Below are 16,472 nucleotides of genomic sequence, written 5' to 3'. Positions count from 1 at the left end.
ATTCACCCCACAGCGAGCAGGGCCACTTTGCGGCATTTTCAGGAAGTTTCCGTAAGACAGGCCCCGATCTAGGTAACAACTTGCAGAAAACCTTACGGCCGCATCTACCCGACTGCGTCACGGCGGCGTAACGTCCGGCATACTCCGGCCTCCGACCGACCTGTGAGGAAGAAGATGCGACGACACTTAGCGGCGGCGGCGGTTGCCGCGGCCATCACTCTGGTGATCTCCGCTTGCGGCGGCGGTGGCGGTCAGGACGCCGCTCCCGCCGCCCCGGTCTCCGACCCGTCGAAGATCAGCGGCGAGGTGACGTGGTGGGACACGACGCGGCCGGACAGCGAGGGGCCGACGTTCCAGGCGTTGATCAAGGAGTTTGAGGCCGCGTACCCGCAGATCAAGGTCAAATATGTGAACGTGCCCTCTGACCAGGCCCAGAACCAGTTCCAGACGGCCGCGCAGGCCGGTTCCGGCGCGCCGGACGTGATCCGCTCTGAGGTGGCCTGGACGCCGCAGTTCGCGTCATTGGGATACCTGCAGCCGCTTGACGGGACGCGGGCGGTGGACAAGCAGGAGGACTTCCTGCCGGGGCCGCTGAGCAGCACGAAGTACGGCGGCAAGACGTACGCCGTGCCGCAGGTGACCGACACCCTGGCGCTGCTCTACAACAAGCGGTTGCTGAAGGAGGCCGGGCACACTGAGGCGCCCAAGACGGTCGCCGAGCTGAAGCAGGCCGCGCTCGATGTCAAGGCGAAGACCGGCGCGGCCGGCCTGGCGCTCAACGTCGACTCCTACTTCTTGTTGCCGTTCATGTATGGCGAGGGCGGAGACCTGCTGGACGTGGCGAACAAGAAGGTCGTGGTGAACTCCCCGGCGAACGTGAAGGCCATCGAGACGGTGGCCGACCTGATCAGCTCGGGCGCGGCCCCCAAGCCGGCCACCACGGACAGCTACGCCAACGCGATGACCGCCTTGAAGGAGGGCAAGGCGGCGATGATCTACAACGGGCCTTGGGCGCTCTCGGAGATCCATCAGGGCAAGGAGTTCCAGGACAAGGAGAACCTGGGCATCGCCCCCGTCCCTGCGGGCTCGGTCAAGGCCGGGGCGCCCACCGGCGGCTGGAACCTGGCGATCTACGCGGGATCGAAGAACATTCCCGCGGCGTATGAGTTCGTCCGGTTCATGACCACCGCGCAGGCCCAGGCGAAGATCGCCAAGGAGATCAGCCTGCTGCCCACCCGCCCCTCCGCCTACGCCGACCCCGCCGTCCAGGGCAACGCCGACGTCGCCGTCTTCAAGCCCATCATGGACACCGCCGTGCCGAGGCCGTGGATCCCCGAGGGCGGGCAGCTCTTCCAGCCGCTGCTCGAGGGCTATCAGGCGCTCGTCGGCGGCAAGTCCGCGCCCCCGGACATGCTCAAGATGGTCGACGAGCGCTACCGCGGGATCATGAAGGGCTGGAGCTGACCCGTGGCGGTCTCGACCGGGCGCGCGACGGCCGCGGGCGGCTCCGCCCGCGGCCGGAGCCGCCGCAAAGACAGCAAAGACGGCGAACAGGGCCCGGGCCGGCTGCGCAGGGCGCTGTCCGCCCACTGGTACGCGTGGGCGATGGTCGCCCCGGTGGCCGTCGTCATGCTGGTGCTGATCGGCTGGCCGCTGGCCAGGGGCGTCTACCTGTCGCTGACCGACGCCACCGAGGCCAACATCGGCCGTACCATCGGGGTCAACGTCATCCCGGCCAGTTACGAGTTCGTCGGCCTGGACAACTACCTTCAGATCCTGACCAGCAGCGTGTTCTGGGACAAGCTGATCTGGACGGTCATGTGGACGGTCGTGTGCGTGGCCGCGCACTACGGCATCGGCCTCGGCCTGGCCGTGATGCTCAACAGGAAGCTGCGCCTGCGCTCGCTCTACCGGGTACTGCTCATCCTGCCCTGGGCCGTGCCCGCCTTCGTGGCCGCCTTCATCTGGCGCTACCTCTACAACAGCGACTACGGCGTGATCAACGGCTTCCTCAAGATGGCCGGGCTGTCGGGGGTGGGCTGGCTGGACGACCCGACCACCGCCAAGATCGCGGTCATCGCCGTGAACGTCTGGATCGGCGTGCCGTTCATGATGCTCGCCCTGCTGGGCGGCCTGCAGTCGATACCGGCCGAGCTGTACGAGGCGGCCGAGGTGGACGGCGCCTCCGCCTGGCAGCGCTTCCGCGCGATCACCCTGCCGGGGCTGCGCCAGGTGTCCGGCACCGTGGTCCTGCTCGGCACGATCTGGACGTTCAACATGTTCCCCATCATCTTCCTCGTCACCCGCGGCGGGCCGGGCAGCGAGACCGAGATCCTCGTCACCTACGCCTTCCGTGAAGCCTTCGAGGGCGTCCGCAACTACTCGGGCTCGGCCGCCTGGGGCGTGATCATCCTGCTCATGCTCGTCGTGCTCGCCGTCGGCTACCGCCGTACCCTGCGCAGTCAAGGAGATCCATGGTGACCGGGAAACCCCGCCGGCGCGGCGAGCGCGGCCCGCTGGCCTCGATCGGCCTGCACGCGGGGCTGCTGCTCGCGGTGGCCGTCTCCCTGTTCCCGATCGTCTGGCTCGTCCTGACCTCGCTCAAGCCCCGCGACGGCTGGCTCTCGACCGAGCTGCGCCTGTTCGACCACTCCTCGCTGGACAACTACGCGCGGGTGCTGACCAGTACGGCCTTCCCGCAGTGGCTGCTCAACAGCGTGCTGGCCGCGGGACTGACCATGGTGCTGGGCGTGTTCCTGTCGGCCACGACCGGTTACGCGCTCTCGCGCTTCCGCTTCCCCGGCCACCGCGGCGTGATGTGGCTGCTGCTCATCACCCAGATGTTCCCGGTGGCCATCCTCATCGTCCCGCTCTACAACCTCATGGCCGGGCTCGGGCTGCTCAACCAGATCCCCGGCCTGGTGATCGCCTACATGACGATCGCGGTGCCGTTCTGCGCCTGGATGATGAAGAGCTACTTCGACACCGTCCCGATCGAGATCGACCAGGCCGGGATGGTGGACGGGCTGACCCCGTTCGGCACCTTCTACCGGCTCGTGCTCCCGCTGGCCAGGCCGGGCATCGCGGTCACCGCGTTCTACTGCTTCATGACCGCGTGGGGCGAGGTCGGCTACGCCACCGTGTTCATGACCGGCGACGCCCAGCGCACGCTCGGCGCCGGGCTGCAGCAGTTCATCGGCCAGCACTGGTCGGACTGGGGGCTGATGACCGCCTCCGCCGTGCTGATCGCCATCCCGGCCGGCGCGGTCTTCCTGCTCGTGCAGCGCCATCTGATCACCGGCCTCACGGCAGGCGCCACGAAGTAGCGCATAACGGTGTGGCGGCCATGAGATGGTTGATCACCAATCGACCCTCCGACTGAGCCCGCCGACGTGTAAGGTTTCGGGCGTTTCCCAACACGAAGCGGGCCCGAGACGAGCGGGGGATTGATGAGGCGGCTGCTGCTACTCCTGGTGGCGTCGACACTGTGGTGGGCGGCCCCGCCCGCCGCCGACGCGGAGGCCGGGAGCCGGGTGGCGTTCATCGGGGTGCCCGGCCTCCAGTGGTCGGACGTCGATGCCTCCAACACGCCCAATCTGTGGCGGCTGGCCGGGCAGAGCGCGATCGGATCCCTGTCGGTCAAGGCCGTGGGCACCGTGACGTGCCCGTACGACGGATGGCTGAGCGTGGCCTCCGGCGTGCGCTCGGCCGTCGGCCACCGGTGCGGCCGCTCCCCGGAGCCGGTCGTGCAGGGCCAGGGGGCCTTCATGCCGCAGGTCGCCGACCTGCTGAAGACGACCGACGGGGCCGCCGCGGGCACGCTCGGCTCGGCCGTCAAGGCGGCAGGGCAGTGCACCGCGGCCGTCGGAAAGGGCGCCGCGCTGGGGCTGGCCGACCGCAGCGGCAAGGTCGACCTGTACGCCGACACCCCCGACAAGCTCGCCGACTGGTCGCGCTGCCGCGTGATGGCGGTCGACGTCGCCACGATCGTCGAGCCGTACCTGGTCAACGACCGGCTGTCGTTCGACGCCGAGCCGCTCCCGCAGGAGCGCCGCCGTGAGCTGGTGCGCCAGGCCGACGCCCAGGTCGGCGCGGCGCTGGCCAAGCTGCCCGCCGACACCGAGATCCTGCTGGCCGGGATCAGCGACCACGCCGGCGTGCCGCACCTGCGGGTGACGATGTGGAAGAAGCCCGGCGCCGAGCACCGCGCCATCGGCGCCAACTCCACCAGGCGCGACGACCTGGTGGCCCTGCCCGACATCACGCCCACGATCCTGACCGCCGCCGGCATCCCGGTGCCCGCGACCATGATCGGGCTGCCGTGGCAGCTCGGCGACCCCATCACCCCCGACGACCTGCGCACGGCCGACATGGCGGGCACGTCGGTACGCGGCGCGACGGGCATCTTCTTCACCACCTTCGCCGTCATCCAGGTGGGCTTCTACGCGCTGGCCTACTTCCTGCTGAGCCGGCGCAAGAAGCTCGGCTTCATCGGCGTGGCCGCCATCGTGCTGGCCGGCGCGCCCGTCTCGACGTACGTGGTCAACCTGCTGCCGTGGGAGAACAGCCCGTACCCGATCCCGACCCTGATCGCCGGGGTGCTCGGCTGCGTGGCGGTCATCGCCTCGATCGCGCTGCTCGGGCCGTGGCGGCGAGATCCGCTCGGCCCGCCCGCCACGGTGGCCGTGATCACCGCGACGGTGCTCGTCGGCGACCTGCTGACCGGCACGACGCTGCAGTTCAACAGCCTGATGGGCTACACAGCCGTGGTCGGCGGGCGCTTCTACGGGCTGGCCAACATCCCGTTCGCGCTGATGGCCACCTCCGTGCTCATGGCCACCGCGATCGCGGCCGAGCACCTGGTGCGCGCCGGACGCAGGCGCGCGGCGGTGGGAGTGGTGGCCACGCTCGGCGTGATCGCGATGTTGCTGGCGGGCTGGCCGGGCATCGGCAGCGACTTCGGCGGCGTGATCGCGTTCGTGCCGGGCATCGCCGTGACGGGGCTGCTCGTGGCGGGCCAGCGGGTGTCGATCATGAAGCTGTTCGGGTTCTGCGTGCTCGGCGGGGTCGCGGTGTCGATCATCGCGACGCTCGACTACCTGCGGCCGCCGCAGTCGCAGACGCACCTGGGCAGGTTCGTGGGCCAGGTGATCGACGGCACCTTCCTGCCGATGATCGGGCGCAAGCTGGGCGCGATGCTGAGCACCATGCTCTCGCCGAACCTCATGCCGATCGTCATCGCCGGCCTGGCCTTCCTGATCTTCGCGGTGCTGCGGCCGGGGCAGATCAGCGCGGGCATCGTGCCGAGGGCGTTCGCGCGGGCGCCCATGCTGCGCGCCGGGCTGATCGGGGCGCTGGTCAGCGCCGTGGTCGGCATGCTGGTCAACGACTCGGGCACGGCGGTGCTGTCCATGGCGGTGGCGCTGATGGTGCCGCTGGTGCTGCACGCCGGGGTGCGCTCACCAGAGGAGGAAGAGCTCCTCGGGAGCCCGGTGAATGAGCGTGGCCGCCATGGCGACGTCGTCGCGAGCGAGGCGTAGCCCGGGCAACTCGCGCAGGAGCAGCTCCAGCGTGATCCTGACCTGTTCGCGGCCCAGGAACGCGCCGGGGCAGCCGTGCACGCCGTGCCCGAACGACAGGTGCCGTTCGGGCTTCCTGAGGAGGTCGAACTCGTCGGGCCGCTCGTACACCGCCTCGTCGCGGCCCGCCGAGCCGAACGAGACGAACACCGTCTCGCCCTCGGCCAGTTCGGTGCCGGCCAGCTCCAGCGGCCTGGTGACCCGGCGGCGGAAGCCCTGCACCGGCGCCTCGAACCTGGCGGCCTCCTCGATCGCCGCCGGGATCAGCTCGGGCCGCGCGCACAGCAGCTCCCACTGGCGGCGATCGCGCAGCAGGCGGTGCACGGCGGTGCCGATCAGGGCGGTCGTGGTCAGGTGTCCGGCCAGCATGACGTTCTGGGTGTTGGCCACGATCTCGTCGCGCTGCCCGGCCGTCGGCTCGTCCGGGGCCAGGCCGCGCACCAGCTCGCCGGTCAGGGTGTCGGCGGTTCGCGATCTGGCGGCGTGCGCGGCCAGCAGGTGCCGCAGGGCGGCGACCTCGCGGGCCGCGACGACCTGCTCGTCCTCGGGCAGCGGCGTGAACAGCAGCTCCTCGGCGCGTTGCCCGGCCATGATCGCGCGGGGCACCTCCGCGGGGTCCAGGCCGAGCAGGTGGCCGATGACGGTGGCGGGCAGGGGCCTGGCGTAGGCGCTCATCCACTCCACCCGGCGCGCCCGCGCGAACGAGGCCAGCAGCCCGCCCGCCGCGGCCTCGACGTACGGCAGCACGGCGGCCACCTTGGTGGGCGACAGGCCCCGGGTGAGCGGCCTGCGGTAGCGCTGGTGGGCCTGGCCGTCGGTGCTCAGGACGATCGGCGCGTTGCCCGGGGCGCCCGCCAGCTCGGCCAGCGCGCGCGGCCCCGGCAGCACGTCCGGCCGCAGCGCCCCCTGCGAGGAGAAGTCGTCCGGCCTGCTCAGGACCTCGCGCACGTCGGCGTACCGGGCCACGAGCCAGGCGTCGAGCTCTTCGGCGAAAGTGAGCCCGGGGGCGGCGCGGGCGGCGGCATAGTGGGGATAGGGGTCCCGGTAGAACGCTGCTCGATCCACGGATCCATGCTCCTGTGCAGGTGGGAACGGGACAAGATCTGAAATTTTCTTTTAGTTCACTCTTTGGTCTTGAAAGTTATATCCACGGGCGATTGAGTTCGGTCGTGCAGACCCTCCGTTTCCTGGCCGCCGCGGCGCTCGTCTTAGGGCCATTGGCCCTGCCCGCGCAGGCCGACCCCACTCCTCCCGCCGAGGACGCCGTCGAGGCCTCTTCCTACCCACCGCCCTCCACCCTGCTCGCCCAGAACGCCGGGCAGAAGATGGAGACGGCCAAGAAGACCCGGCCGGTCGCGCCGGGCATCTCCCTGACCTCCTTCGACACCTACGACGCGCTCGGCTGGCTGCGCGCGGACGCCGTCACCGCCGACCTCGGCGGCGCGAAGGCCGACTACGTCTTCTCCGGCGAGGTGTCCAAGACCGAGCCGCTGTCCGGGCCGGCCAAGCGCTCCCGCGCCGTCGCGGCCGTCAACGGCGACTTCTTCGACATCAACCGCTCCGGCGCCGCCCAGGGCATCGGCGTGCAGAACGGCGCGCTCGTCCAGTCGCCGATCGCCGGGCACGAGAACGCGGTCGCGATCACCGGCGACGGCGTCGGGCGCGTGCTCAAGATGTTCTTCGAGGGCAGCGCCACCCCATCAGGCGGATCGCCGATCGGGCTCACCCAGTTCAACCAGATCGTGCGCAGCGGCGGCGTCGGCCTGTTCACGCCGCTGTGGGGCTCCTACGCCCGGGCCCGCGCCGTCGAGGGCGCCGCCTCCGTCGCCGAGGTCGTCCTGGTGGACGGCGTCGTCTCCGAGGTGCGCGACTCCGCCGGCAGCGGCCCCATCCCCGCGGGGACCTCGATCCTGCTCGGCCGCGACGCCGGGGCCACCGCCCTGGCCGCGCTGAAGCCCGGCGACCGCGTCGATGTGCAGTACCGGCCGAAGCCGTCGGACGGCAGCTCCGTCAAGGCGGCCGTCGGCGGCAACTGGGTGCTGGTCAAGGACGGCGTCGTGCAGAACTCCACCGACCCGGCCGCGCACCCGCGCACCGCCGTCGGCTTCTCCGCCGACGGCAGGAAGATGTACCTGCTGACCGTGGACGGCCGCCAGGCCGACAGCCGCGGCGTCACCCTCAACGAGCTGGCGGCCATGATGGTCGAGCTCGGCGCCGCCAACGCGCTCAACCTCGACGGCGGCGGCTCCTCCACCATGCTCGCCCGCGAGCCGGGCTCCGCCGACGTCCAGGTGGAGAACAGCCCCTCCGACGGCGGCGAGCGGCACGTCCCCAACGGCCTGGCGCTCTACGCGCCCGAGGGCAGCGGCAGGCTCAAGGGCTTCTGGCTGGAGACGGCCACCGACCCGGCCCAGGCGCCCGGCGTCGGGCCCGTCGCGGGGGGCCGCCCCGAGCGGGTCTTCCCCGGCCTGACCAGGCGGCTGAGCGCCGCCGGATACGACGAGACGTACGGCCCCGCCGCGGGGACGCCGTCGTGGCGGGCCAACCCGGCCGTGCACGGCGTGATCCGCGACGGCAGGTTCCACGCCCTGGTGCCGGGACCGACCACCGTCACCGCCTCACGCGGCACCGCCAAGGGCACCCTCGACCTGACGGTCCTGCAGCCCCTGGAGCGGCTCGGCACGACCGCCGACCGCCTCGGCATGCAGGGCGCGGGCGGGGTGGCCACCTTCGGCGTGGTCGGCTACGACCGCAACGGCAACTCCGCGCCCATCGAGCCGGACGACCTCAAGCTCGACTACGACCGCGCCCTGTTCGAGGTGAGCGCCACCCAGCACGGCTCCTTCACGGTCAAGGCCAAGCAGGCCACCGGCTCCGGGCTCATCACCGCCAAGGTCGGCAAGACCAGCACCGCCGTGCCCGTGACCGTCGGGTTCGAGGACAAGCAGGTCGCCGACTTCGAGGACGCGGCCAAGTGGACCTTCGCCGCCGCCCGCGCCACCGGCTCGTTGTCGGCCGCGCCCGGGCAGAGCGGCGGCGGGCTCAAGCTGGCCTACGACTTCACCACCTCGACCGCGACCAGGGCCGCCTACGCCAGCCCGCCGCAGCAGATCGTGGTGGACGGCCAGCCGCAGGCGTTCGGGTTGTGGATCAACTCCACCGGCAAGGGGGAGTGGCCCAGCCTGGAGTTCTACGACGGGCTCGGGCAGTCGCAGATCCTGCGCGGCCCGTACATGACCTGGACCGGCTGGAAGTACGTCGAGTTCCCGGTGCCCGCGGGCGTCAACTATCCGCTCAAGCTCCGGCGCTTCTACGTGGCCGAGACCAAGGCCGAGGCGTCCTACACCAACGAGATCCTCATCGACGGCCTGGTCGCCAAGGTGCCGCCGACGGTGTCGGCGCCCCCCGCGCCCAAGGTCGCCGACCCGGTGGTCAAGGCGGAGGTGTCGAAGATGCCGTGGCGGTTCGCGGTCATGTCGGACGCGCAGTTCGTGGCCCGGCAGCCCGACAGCGACCTGGTCAAGAACGCCCGCCGCACGCTGCGGGAGATCAGGGCCGCGGGGCCGGACTTCCTGGTGATCAACGGTGACCTGGTGGACGAGGCGTCGCCGGAGGACTTCGCGCTGGCGAAGAAGATCCTCGACGAAGAACTCGGCGGAAAGGTGAAATATCACTACATCCCCGGGAACCATGAGGTCATGGGCGGCAAGATCGACAACTTCAAGGCCGCCTTCGGCGACACCTACAAGACCTTCGACCACAAGGGCACCCGCTTCGTCACCCTCGACACCTCGCGCCTGAACCTCAGGGGCGGCGGCTACGACCAGGTGGCCATGCTCCGCTCCGAGCTGGACAAGGCCGCCAAGGACGCCTCCGTCGGGTCCGTCGCGGTCCTGTTCCACGTGCCGCCGCGCGACCCCACGCCCGGCAAGGCCAGCCAGCTGGGCGACCGCAAGGAGGCCGCGCTGGTCGAGGGCTGGCTGGCCGACTTCCAGCGCACCACCGGCAAGGGCGCCGCCTACATCGGGGCCCACGTGGGGACCTTCCACGCCTCCCGCGCGGACGCGGTCCCGTACTTCATCAACGGCAACTCCGGCAAGAACCCGGCCACCGCCGCGGACGACGGCGGCTTCAGCGGCTGGTCGTTGTGGGGCGTCGACCCGGTGACGCGGGCCGAGGCCGAGCACGTCAAGCGGAACTGGTTCACCGACGCGCCCGACTGGATCGGCACGCAGGTCCGCCCGCACGTGGACGACCTCACGCTCAAGGCCCCCGCCACGGCCGAGGTCGGCAGGCCGGCGCAGGTGACGGCCGAGGTCAGGCAGGGAACCAGGACCGTCCCCGTCGCCTACCCCGTCTCGGCCGCCTGGTCCGGCTCCCCGAACCTGCACGTCGGCACCCGCCAGGGCGCCAAGCCGTGGCACGTGGCCGTCTACGACCCCGCGGCGGGCACGCTGACGGCGCTGCGCCCCGGCCAGGTGACGCTCGCCGTCACCGTCAACGGCGTCACCAAGCAGGCCCAGGTCGCGCTGACGGCCAAGGCCGCCGCCTGACGACCACATGACCTGGCCCCGTGAGACCCGATCGGGTCTCACGGGGCCAGGTGTTCATCCGGCTCGGCCGGGCAGGCTGAGCGGGGGAGACGTCCACGGGGCCCGTGAGAGGGATGCCGATGTCCATGGAGCTCGACCTCGTGCCAGGCGGGCTCGTGCGCGCCATCGAGGAACTGCCGCTGGTCGATCACCACGTGCACGGGGCCACGTCCCACGACCTGTCACGCACCGCGTTCGAGGAGATGATCAGCGAGTCCGACAGGCCGGTGCCCGAGTGGATGACCAGGTTCGACTCCCAGCTCGGCTACGCGATCCTGCGCCACTGCGCGCCCGTGCTCGGGCTCGACCCCCACTGCACCCCCGAGGAGTACCTGGCCAGGCGTGCCAGGCTCGGCGCCGAGGAGGTCAACCGGCGGCTGCTCGCCGGCAGCGGCGTGGGACACTTCCTGGTCGAGACCGGCTACCGCTCCGATGAGATCCTCGGGCCCTCCGGCATGGCCGAGGCGAGCGGGGTGCCCGCCGACGAGGTGGTGCGGCTGGAGGCGGTGGCCGAGCAGGTGGCCGCGAGCGGGTGCGCGGCGGAGGCGTTCGCCGGCCGGTTCGCCGAGACGCTGTGGGAACGCACGCGGACGGCCCGCGCGCTCAAAACCGTCGCCGCCTACCGCCACGGCCTCGACTTCGACCCCGAGCGGCCGACCGGCGAGGAGGTCGCGCAGGCGGCCGGGCGCTGGTTCGGCTCCGGCGGCGGCAGACTGGACGACCCCGTGCTGCTGCGGCACCTGATCTGGACCGGGATCGAGCGCGGGCTGCCGCTGCAGTTCCACGTCGGGCTCGGCGACCCCGACCTCGACCTGCGGCGGGCGGACCCGCTGCTGCTGCGCGAGCTGATCGAGCTGGCCGAGCCCACCGGGGTGCCGCTGCTGCTCCTGCACTGCTACCCCTACCAGCGCCAGGCCGGGTACCTGGCGCAGGCGTACCCGACCGTCCACTTCGACGTGGGGCTCGGCGTGAACTACTCGGGGGCGCGCAGCGCCGCGCTGGTGGCCGAGAGCCTGGAGGTGGCGCCGTTCGCGAAGGTGCTCTTCTCCTCCGACGCCTGGGGGCCCGCCGAGCTGCACCATCTCGGCGCGGAGTTGTGGCGCCGGGCGATGGCCCGGGTGCTCGGCGCCTTCGTGGCCGAGGGGGAGTGGTCGCAGGCGCGGGCCATCCGTGTGGTCACCATGGTGGGCGTGGAGAACGCGCGCCGCGTCTACGGCCTGGGCGAAGGGGCGTGAACGGCAATGGACAGAAAACTCATCACTGCCGAAACCCCTCCAGAACCTCTAGGCTCGGCCCCGATGGATCTCGAAACTTTCACCCCCGGTTCGGGACGACTCGAACCCAGGGCAGCCCTCCGGTCCGACGCACCCACCCTCGACCTCAACGGGACCTGGCGCTTCCGCCTCGCCCCCACCGCGACCCTCCCCGACGACTTCGCCCGGCCCGGCTTCGACGACGGCGGCTGGGACGAACTCCCCGTGCCCTCCCACTGGCCGCTGCACGGGCACGGCGCGCCCGCCTACACGAACGTCTCCTTCCCCTTCCCCGTCGACCCGCCGCACGTCCCCGACGACAACCCCACGGGCGACTACCGGCGCGTCTTCGACCTGCCCGACGGCTGGACGGGCGGACGGTTGCGGTTCGAGGGCGCCGAGTCCTTCGCCAGGGTCTGGCTGAACGGCCACGAACTGGGCTTCTGGACGGGCAGCAGGCTCCCGGTCGAGTTCGACGCAGGGCCGTGGCTGCGCCAGGGACGCAACGTGCTGGCCGTGCGCGTGCACCAGTGGTCGAACGCCAGCTACCTGGAAGACCAGGACATGTGGTGGCTGCCCGGCATCTTCCGCGACGTCACGCTCACCCGCTCCACCGCCGACGTCTTCGTCCGCGCCTCCTACGCCGACGGGCACGGCACGCTCTGCTTCGACGGTCCTGGCACGCTGAGCGTGCCGGAACTCGGCGTCACCGCCCTGGAACCGGGCGAGGAGGTCACGGTCGAGGTGGAGCCGTGGACGGCCGAGACCCCGCGCCTGTACGACGCCGTCGTGACCGCGCCGCAGGAGACGCTGCGGCTGCGCATCGGCTTCCGCACGATCTCCATCGTGGACGGCGTGCTCCTGGCCAACGGCCGCCCGCTGCTGCTCAAGGGCGTCAACAGGCACGAGTTCCATCCCGAGCACGGCCGCGCGGTGCCGTACGAGACCATGCGCGAGGACGTGCTGCTGATGAAGCGGCACAACGTCAACGCCGTCAGGACCAGCCACTACCCGCCGCACCCCCGCTTCCTCGACCTGTGCGACGAGCTGGGCCTGTGGGTGATCGACGAGTGCGACCTGGAGACCCACGGCTTCGGCCAGGTCGGCTGGCGCGGCAACCCCACCGACGACCCGCGTTACGCCGAGGCGCTGCTCGACCGCATGCGGCGCACGGTCGAACGCGACAAGAACCACCCCAGCGTCATCATGTGGTCGCTCGGCAACGAGGCCGGCGTCGGCCGCAACCTGGCCGTCATGGCCGACTGGGCCCGCGAGCGCGACCCGTCCCGCCCCCTCCACTACGAGGGCGACTGGTCATGCGCCAACACGGATGTCTACTCGCGCATGTACGCCTCCCACGCCGAGGTCGAGGCCATCGGCCGCGGCGAGGAGGACCCGCTGGACGACCCCGACCTGGACGCGCGGCGGCGCACGATGCCGTTTCTGCAGTGCGAGTACGCCCACGCCATGGGCAACGGGCCCGGCGGGCTGGCCGAGTACCAGGCGCTGTTCGAGCGCTACCCCCGGCTGGCCGGCGGGTTCATCTGGGAGTGGATCGACCACGGGCTGGTCCATCCCGAGCACGAGTACGCCTACGGCGGCGACTACGGCGAGCCCGTCCACGACTCCAACTTCGTCATCGACGGCCTGGTCTTCCCCGACCGCACGCCCTCACCCGGCCTGCTCGACCTGAAGAAGGTCTTCGAGCCGGTCCGGTTCGAGTTCGGCGACGGCGTCGTCCGCATCGTCAACCGGTACGACTTCCTCGACCTGGCCCACCTGGACTTCCTGGTCACGGTGGAGGACTCCGCCGAACACCGGCTTGAGGTGCCCGCGGGGGGCGGCGAGGTCAAGCTGCCCGCCCTGCCCGAGGGGACCGGCGAGCGCTGGCTCACCGTCCGCGCGGTGCTGGCCGGCGACCAGCCGTGGGCCGGGGCGGGATACGAGATCGCCTGGGGGCAGACGCGTCTGTCGCCGCCCGAGCCCCGCTCCGGCGAGATCGTGGCCGGGCCGTGGAGCGCGGGACTCGTCCGCGACGGCGGCGAGATCACCGCGGGCGAGTCCGCCTTCGACGCGCAGACCGGGCGCCTGGTGCGGCTGTTCGGGCTGCCCGTGGAAGGGCCCAGGCTCGACCTGTGGCGGGCGCCCACCGACAACGACAGGTACGGCGGGCTCGAGGCCACCTGGCGCGGGCTCGGCCTGCACCGGCTCACCCACCGGGTGGACGGTCTCGAGGTCGGCGACACGCTGATCGTCCGCACCCGGGTCGCGGCGGCGGCCACCGACCTCGGGATGCGGGCGACGTACCGGTGGAGCGTGGCCGGGGACGGCGCGTTGCTGCTCAGCCTGGACATCGACCCCGAGGGCGACTGGCGCGACCCGATCCCGAGGCTCGGCGTCACGATGACACTGCCGGGCGACGCCGTCGACCGCGTCACCTGGTACGGCCGGGGCCCCGGCGAGGCCTACCCCGACACGGGCATGGCCGCCCGGGTCGGCCGCTGGACGGCCACGGTCGACGAGCTGCAGACCCCCTACGTCTACCCGCAGGAGAACGGCCACCGCGCCGACGTGCGCTGGGCCGCGTTCGGGCCGTTCACGGTGTCAGGGGACCCGGTGTTCGGGATGACCGTGCGGCGCTGGAGCGCCGAAGAACTGACCGCCGCCCGCCACCGGCCGGACCTGGCAGCGGGGGAGCGGGTCCACCTCCACCTGGACCTGGCCCAGCAGGGCATCGGCACGGCCACGTGCGGTCCCGGCACGCTGCCCGCCTACGACCTCAAGGCCGGGCCGGCCACCCTGCGGCTCAGGTTCGAGCCCCGCTGACCCGCTGCTCATCGATCACGCGCGACACCCCTTGCGGGGTGTCGCGCGCCCTTCTGACCGTTTTGTGAAGAGGAGGACTGTGATGGATGCCAAGGAGTACATGGCCGGCGTCTTCGACCGCGCGGCCGGGACCTACGAGCAGGTCGGGGTGCCGTTCTTCGCGCCCGTGGCCGCCGAGCTGGTCCGGCAGGCCGCGCCCGAGCCGGGCGACCGCGTCCTCGACGCCGGCTGCGGCACGGGCGCCTCGCTCGTGCCCGCCGCCAGGGCCGTGGGGCCCACGGGGCAGGTTGTCGGGCTGGACCTGGCGCCGGGGATGGTCGCCGCCGCCACCGCCGAGATCGAGCGGCACGGCCTGAGCAACGCGACCGTCCTGCTCGGCGACGCCGAACGGGCCGAGGAGTTACTGCCCGGTGCCCGGTTTGATGTGGTTCTGGCGGGGATGATGCTGTACTTCCTGCCCGACCCGCTGGCCGCCGTGCGCTCCATGACGGGGCTGCTCCGGCCCGGGGGCCGGCTGGCGGCCAGCCTGCTTGTCGAGTCGAGTCCGGCCGAGATCGAACTGCTCGGGCTGGTGGGGCGGGTGCTTCAGCCGTACACCGCCGGTGCGGGCAGCGCGCCGTTCCACCACATGCTCGGCACGTCCGAGGAGCTGATCCGGCTGTTCGAGGTCGGCGGGCTCGGCGGGGTCCGCTGCGACGACGTCGTGTTCGAGGTGGTGGTCGAGGCGGAGCGGCTGTGGGACTGGCTCTGGTCGGCCGCCCGCAGAGCGCCCCTGGAGGCCATCCCCGAACACCTGCGCGGGGACGCCAAGGCGGCGCTTGAGGCCGCGCTGCCCCAGGACCGATACGTCCTGCCCCGCACGATCCGCTACGCCACCGGCACCCGCCCCTGACGGCACCTGGCCCACGCTGACGGGACCCGGTCGCGAGCCGATCGCGACCGGGTCCCCCCGGCCAGGGAAGCGCCGTCCACAAAGGGCCCGAGCCGGGTCCCTCGGCCTTGAGGTCGGGTCTCCCGGGGTTGGGGTCGGGTGCCGGGGGGGTCAGCCGGGCACGGTGAGGATCGTGCCCGCGCCGACCGTGAGCCCGCCCTCGCGGATGGCGAAGCCGAGCCCCGGCTCCAGCGCGACGGCCCTGCCCAGCTCGACCGTCGCCTCGACCGTGTCACCCGGGTGGGCGGGCCCCTGCAGGGCCAGCTCGCCCGGCACGTCGGTCGTGCGCAGGTAGAACTGCGGCCGGTACCCGGACGCGATCGCCCTGCGCCGCCCGCCCTCCTCAGGCGTGAGGAGGTAGACGCGGGCGGCGAACGACGTGCGGGCCCGCTGGGTGCCCGGCCGGGCCAGCACCATGCCCCGCCGCACCTGCTCGCGGCGCACCCCGCGCAGCAGCACGGCGGCGTTGTCGCCGGCCTCGCCCCGCTCCATCGTCTTGCCGAACGTCTCCACGCCGGTCACGACGGCGTCGAAGCCCTCACCGAACCCGACCGCCTCCACGCTCTCGCCGACCCTGACCGTGCCGCGCTCGATGGCGCCGGTGACGACCGTGCCGCGGCCGGTGACCGTCAGCACGTTCTCGACCGGCATCAGGAACGGCGCGTCCACGTACCGGACAGGGATGGGGATGTGCTCGTCCACCGCCTGGAGCAGCGCGTCGATGGAGGCCGTCCAGACCGGGTCGCCCTCCAGCGCCCGCAGCCCCGACACCCGCACCATCGGGACGCCGTCGTAGCCGTGCTCGGCGAGCAGGTCCTGCAGCTCCAGCTCGACCAGGTCGATCAGCTCCGGGTCGGCGCCGTCGGCCTTGTTGACGGCCACGACCAGGTGCTCCACGCCGACCCGCTTGGCGAGCAGCACGTGCTCCCTGGTCTGCGGCATGATCCCGTCGTGCGCGGACACGACGAGGATCGCGCCGTCGAGCTGCGCCGCCCCCGTGATCATGTTCTTCACGTAGTCGGCGTGGCCCGGCATGTCCACGTGGGCGTAGTGGCGGGTGGCGGTCTCGTACTCGACGTGCGAGATGTTGATCGTGATGCCCCTGGACGCCTCCTCCGGGGTGCGGTCGATCCGCTCGAACGGCGTGTACGTGGCCTGCCCCCGCTCCGCCAGCACCTTGGTGATCGCGGCGGTCAGCGTGGTCTTGCCGTGGTCGACGTGCCCCATCGTGCCGATGTTGAGGTGGGGCTTGTTGCGTACGTAGGCCTGCTTGGCCATGGGTTCCCTCTTC

Annotated in this window: 10 protein-coding genes; 8 read left to right on the top strand and 2 right to left on the bottom strand. The window is 71.7% G+C overall.

The window, feature by feature from the left end:
• Positions 1-174: 174 nt before the first annotated feature.
• From ACFOY2_RS08435 to ACFOY2_RS08420, 4 genes are all read left to right on the top strand, one after another.
• Positions 175-1,464, top strand: coding sequence for an extracellular solute-binding protein (locus tag ACFOY2_RS08435; RefSeq protein WP_379527367.1), 1,290 nt, complete (start codon positions 175-177; stop codon positions 1,462-1,464).
• A 3-nt stretch (positions 1,465-1,467) separates the two neighbouring features.
• Positions 1,468-2,481: a carbohydrate ABC transporter permease gene (locus ACFOY2_RS08430; protein ID WP_379527366.1), complete on the top strand. Its 1,014-nt coding sequence runs from the start codon at positions 1,468-1,470 to the stop codon at positions 2,479-2,481.
• The gene (locus ACFOY2_RS08425) at positions 2,475-3,326 is read left to right on the top strand and encodes a sugar ABC transporter permease (RefSeq protein WP_379527365.1); all 852 of its coding nucleotides are present in this window, start codon (positions 2,475-2,477) and stop codon (positions 3,324-3,326) included. The genes ACFOY2_RS08430 and ACFOY2_RS08425 overlap by 7 nt, the downstream gene beginning before the upstream one ends.
• Before the next feature lie 123 nt (positions 3,327-3,449).
• The gene (locus tag ACFOY2_RS08420) at positions 3,450-5,540 is read left to right on the top strand and encodes a hypothetical protein (protein WP_379527364.1); all 2,091 of its coding nucleotides are present in this window, start codon (positions 3,450-3,452) and stop codon (positions 5,538-5,540) included.
• On the opposite strand, the gene ACFOY2_RS08415 is transcribed toward ACFOY2_RS08420, so the two are convergent.
• A complete protein-coding gene (locus tag ACFOY2_RS08415; RefSeq protein ID WP_379527363.1) occupies positions 5,460-6,644 on the bottom strand; it encodes a cytochrome P450 in 1,185 nt (394 codons plus the stop codon). The genes ACFOY2_RS08420 and ACFOY2_RS08415 overlap by 81 nt on opposite strands.
• Positions 6,645-6,748: 104 nt before the next feature.
• On the opposite strand from ACFOY2_RS08415, the gene ACFOY2_RS08410 reads away from it, so the two are divergent.
• From ACFOY2_RS08410 to ACFOY2_RS08395, 4 genes are all read left to right on the top strand, one after another.
• The gene (locus tag ACFOY2_RS08410) at positions 6,749-10,132 is read left to right on the top strand and encodes a phosphodiester glycosidase family protein (protein ID WP_379527362.1); all 3,384 of its coding nucleotides are present in this window, start codon (positions 6,749-6,751) and stop codon (positions 10,130-10,132) included.
• Positions 10,133-10,251: 119 nt separating this feature from the next.
• On the top strand, positions 10,252-11,406 hold the full coding sequence (locus ACFOY2_RS08405; RefSeq protein WP_379527361.1) for an amidohydrolase family protein: 1,155 nt from the start codon (positions 10,252-10,254) through the stop codon (positions 11,404-11,406).
• A 63-nt stretch (positions 11,407-11,469) separates the two neighbouring features.
• Entirely contained in the window at positions 11,470-14,250 is a 2,781-nt protein-coding gene (locus ACFOY2_RS08400) for a glycoside hydrolase family 2 TIM barrel-domain containing protein (protein WP_379527360.1), read from the top strand.
• An 82-nt stretch (positions 14,251-14,332) separates the two neighbouring features.
• Positions 14,333-15,142 (top strand): class I SAM-dependent methyltransferase, encoded by an 810-nt coding sequence (locus tag ACFOY2_RS08395; RefSeq protein WP_379527359.1) that lies wholly within the window; start codon positions 14,333-14,335, stop codon positions 15,140-15,142.
• Between the two features lie 150 nt (positions 15,143-15,292).
• On the opposite strand, the gene tuf is transcribed toward ACFOY2_RS08395, so the two are convergent.
• The gene (tuf, locus tag ACFOY2_RS08390; protein WP_379527358.1) at positions 15,293-16,459 is read right to left on the bottom strand and encodes an elongation factor Tu; all 1,167 of its coding nucleotides are present in this window, start codon (positions 16,457-16,459) and stop codon (positions 15,293-15,295) included.
• Positions 16,460-16,472: the final 13 nt, after the last annotated feature.

Source organism: Nonomuraea purpurea (assembly GCF_042650645.1).
GTDB lineage: Bacteria > Actinomycetota > Actinomycetes > Streptosporangiales > Streptosporangiaceae > Nonomuraea > Nonomuraea purpurea.
The sequence above is the reverse complement of the archived record's forward strand: the minus strand, read 5'-3'. Positions and strand labels throughout refer to the sequence as shown.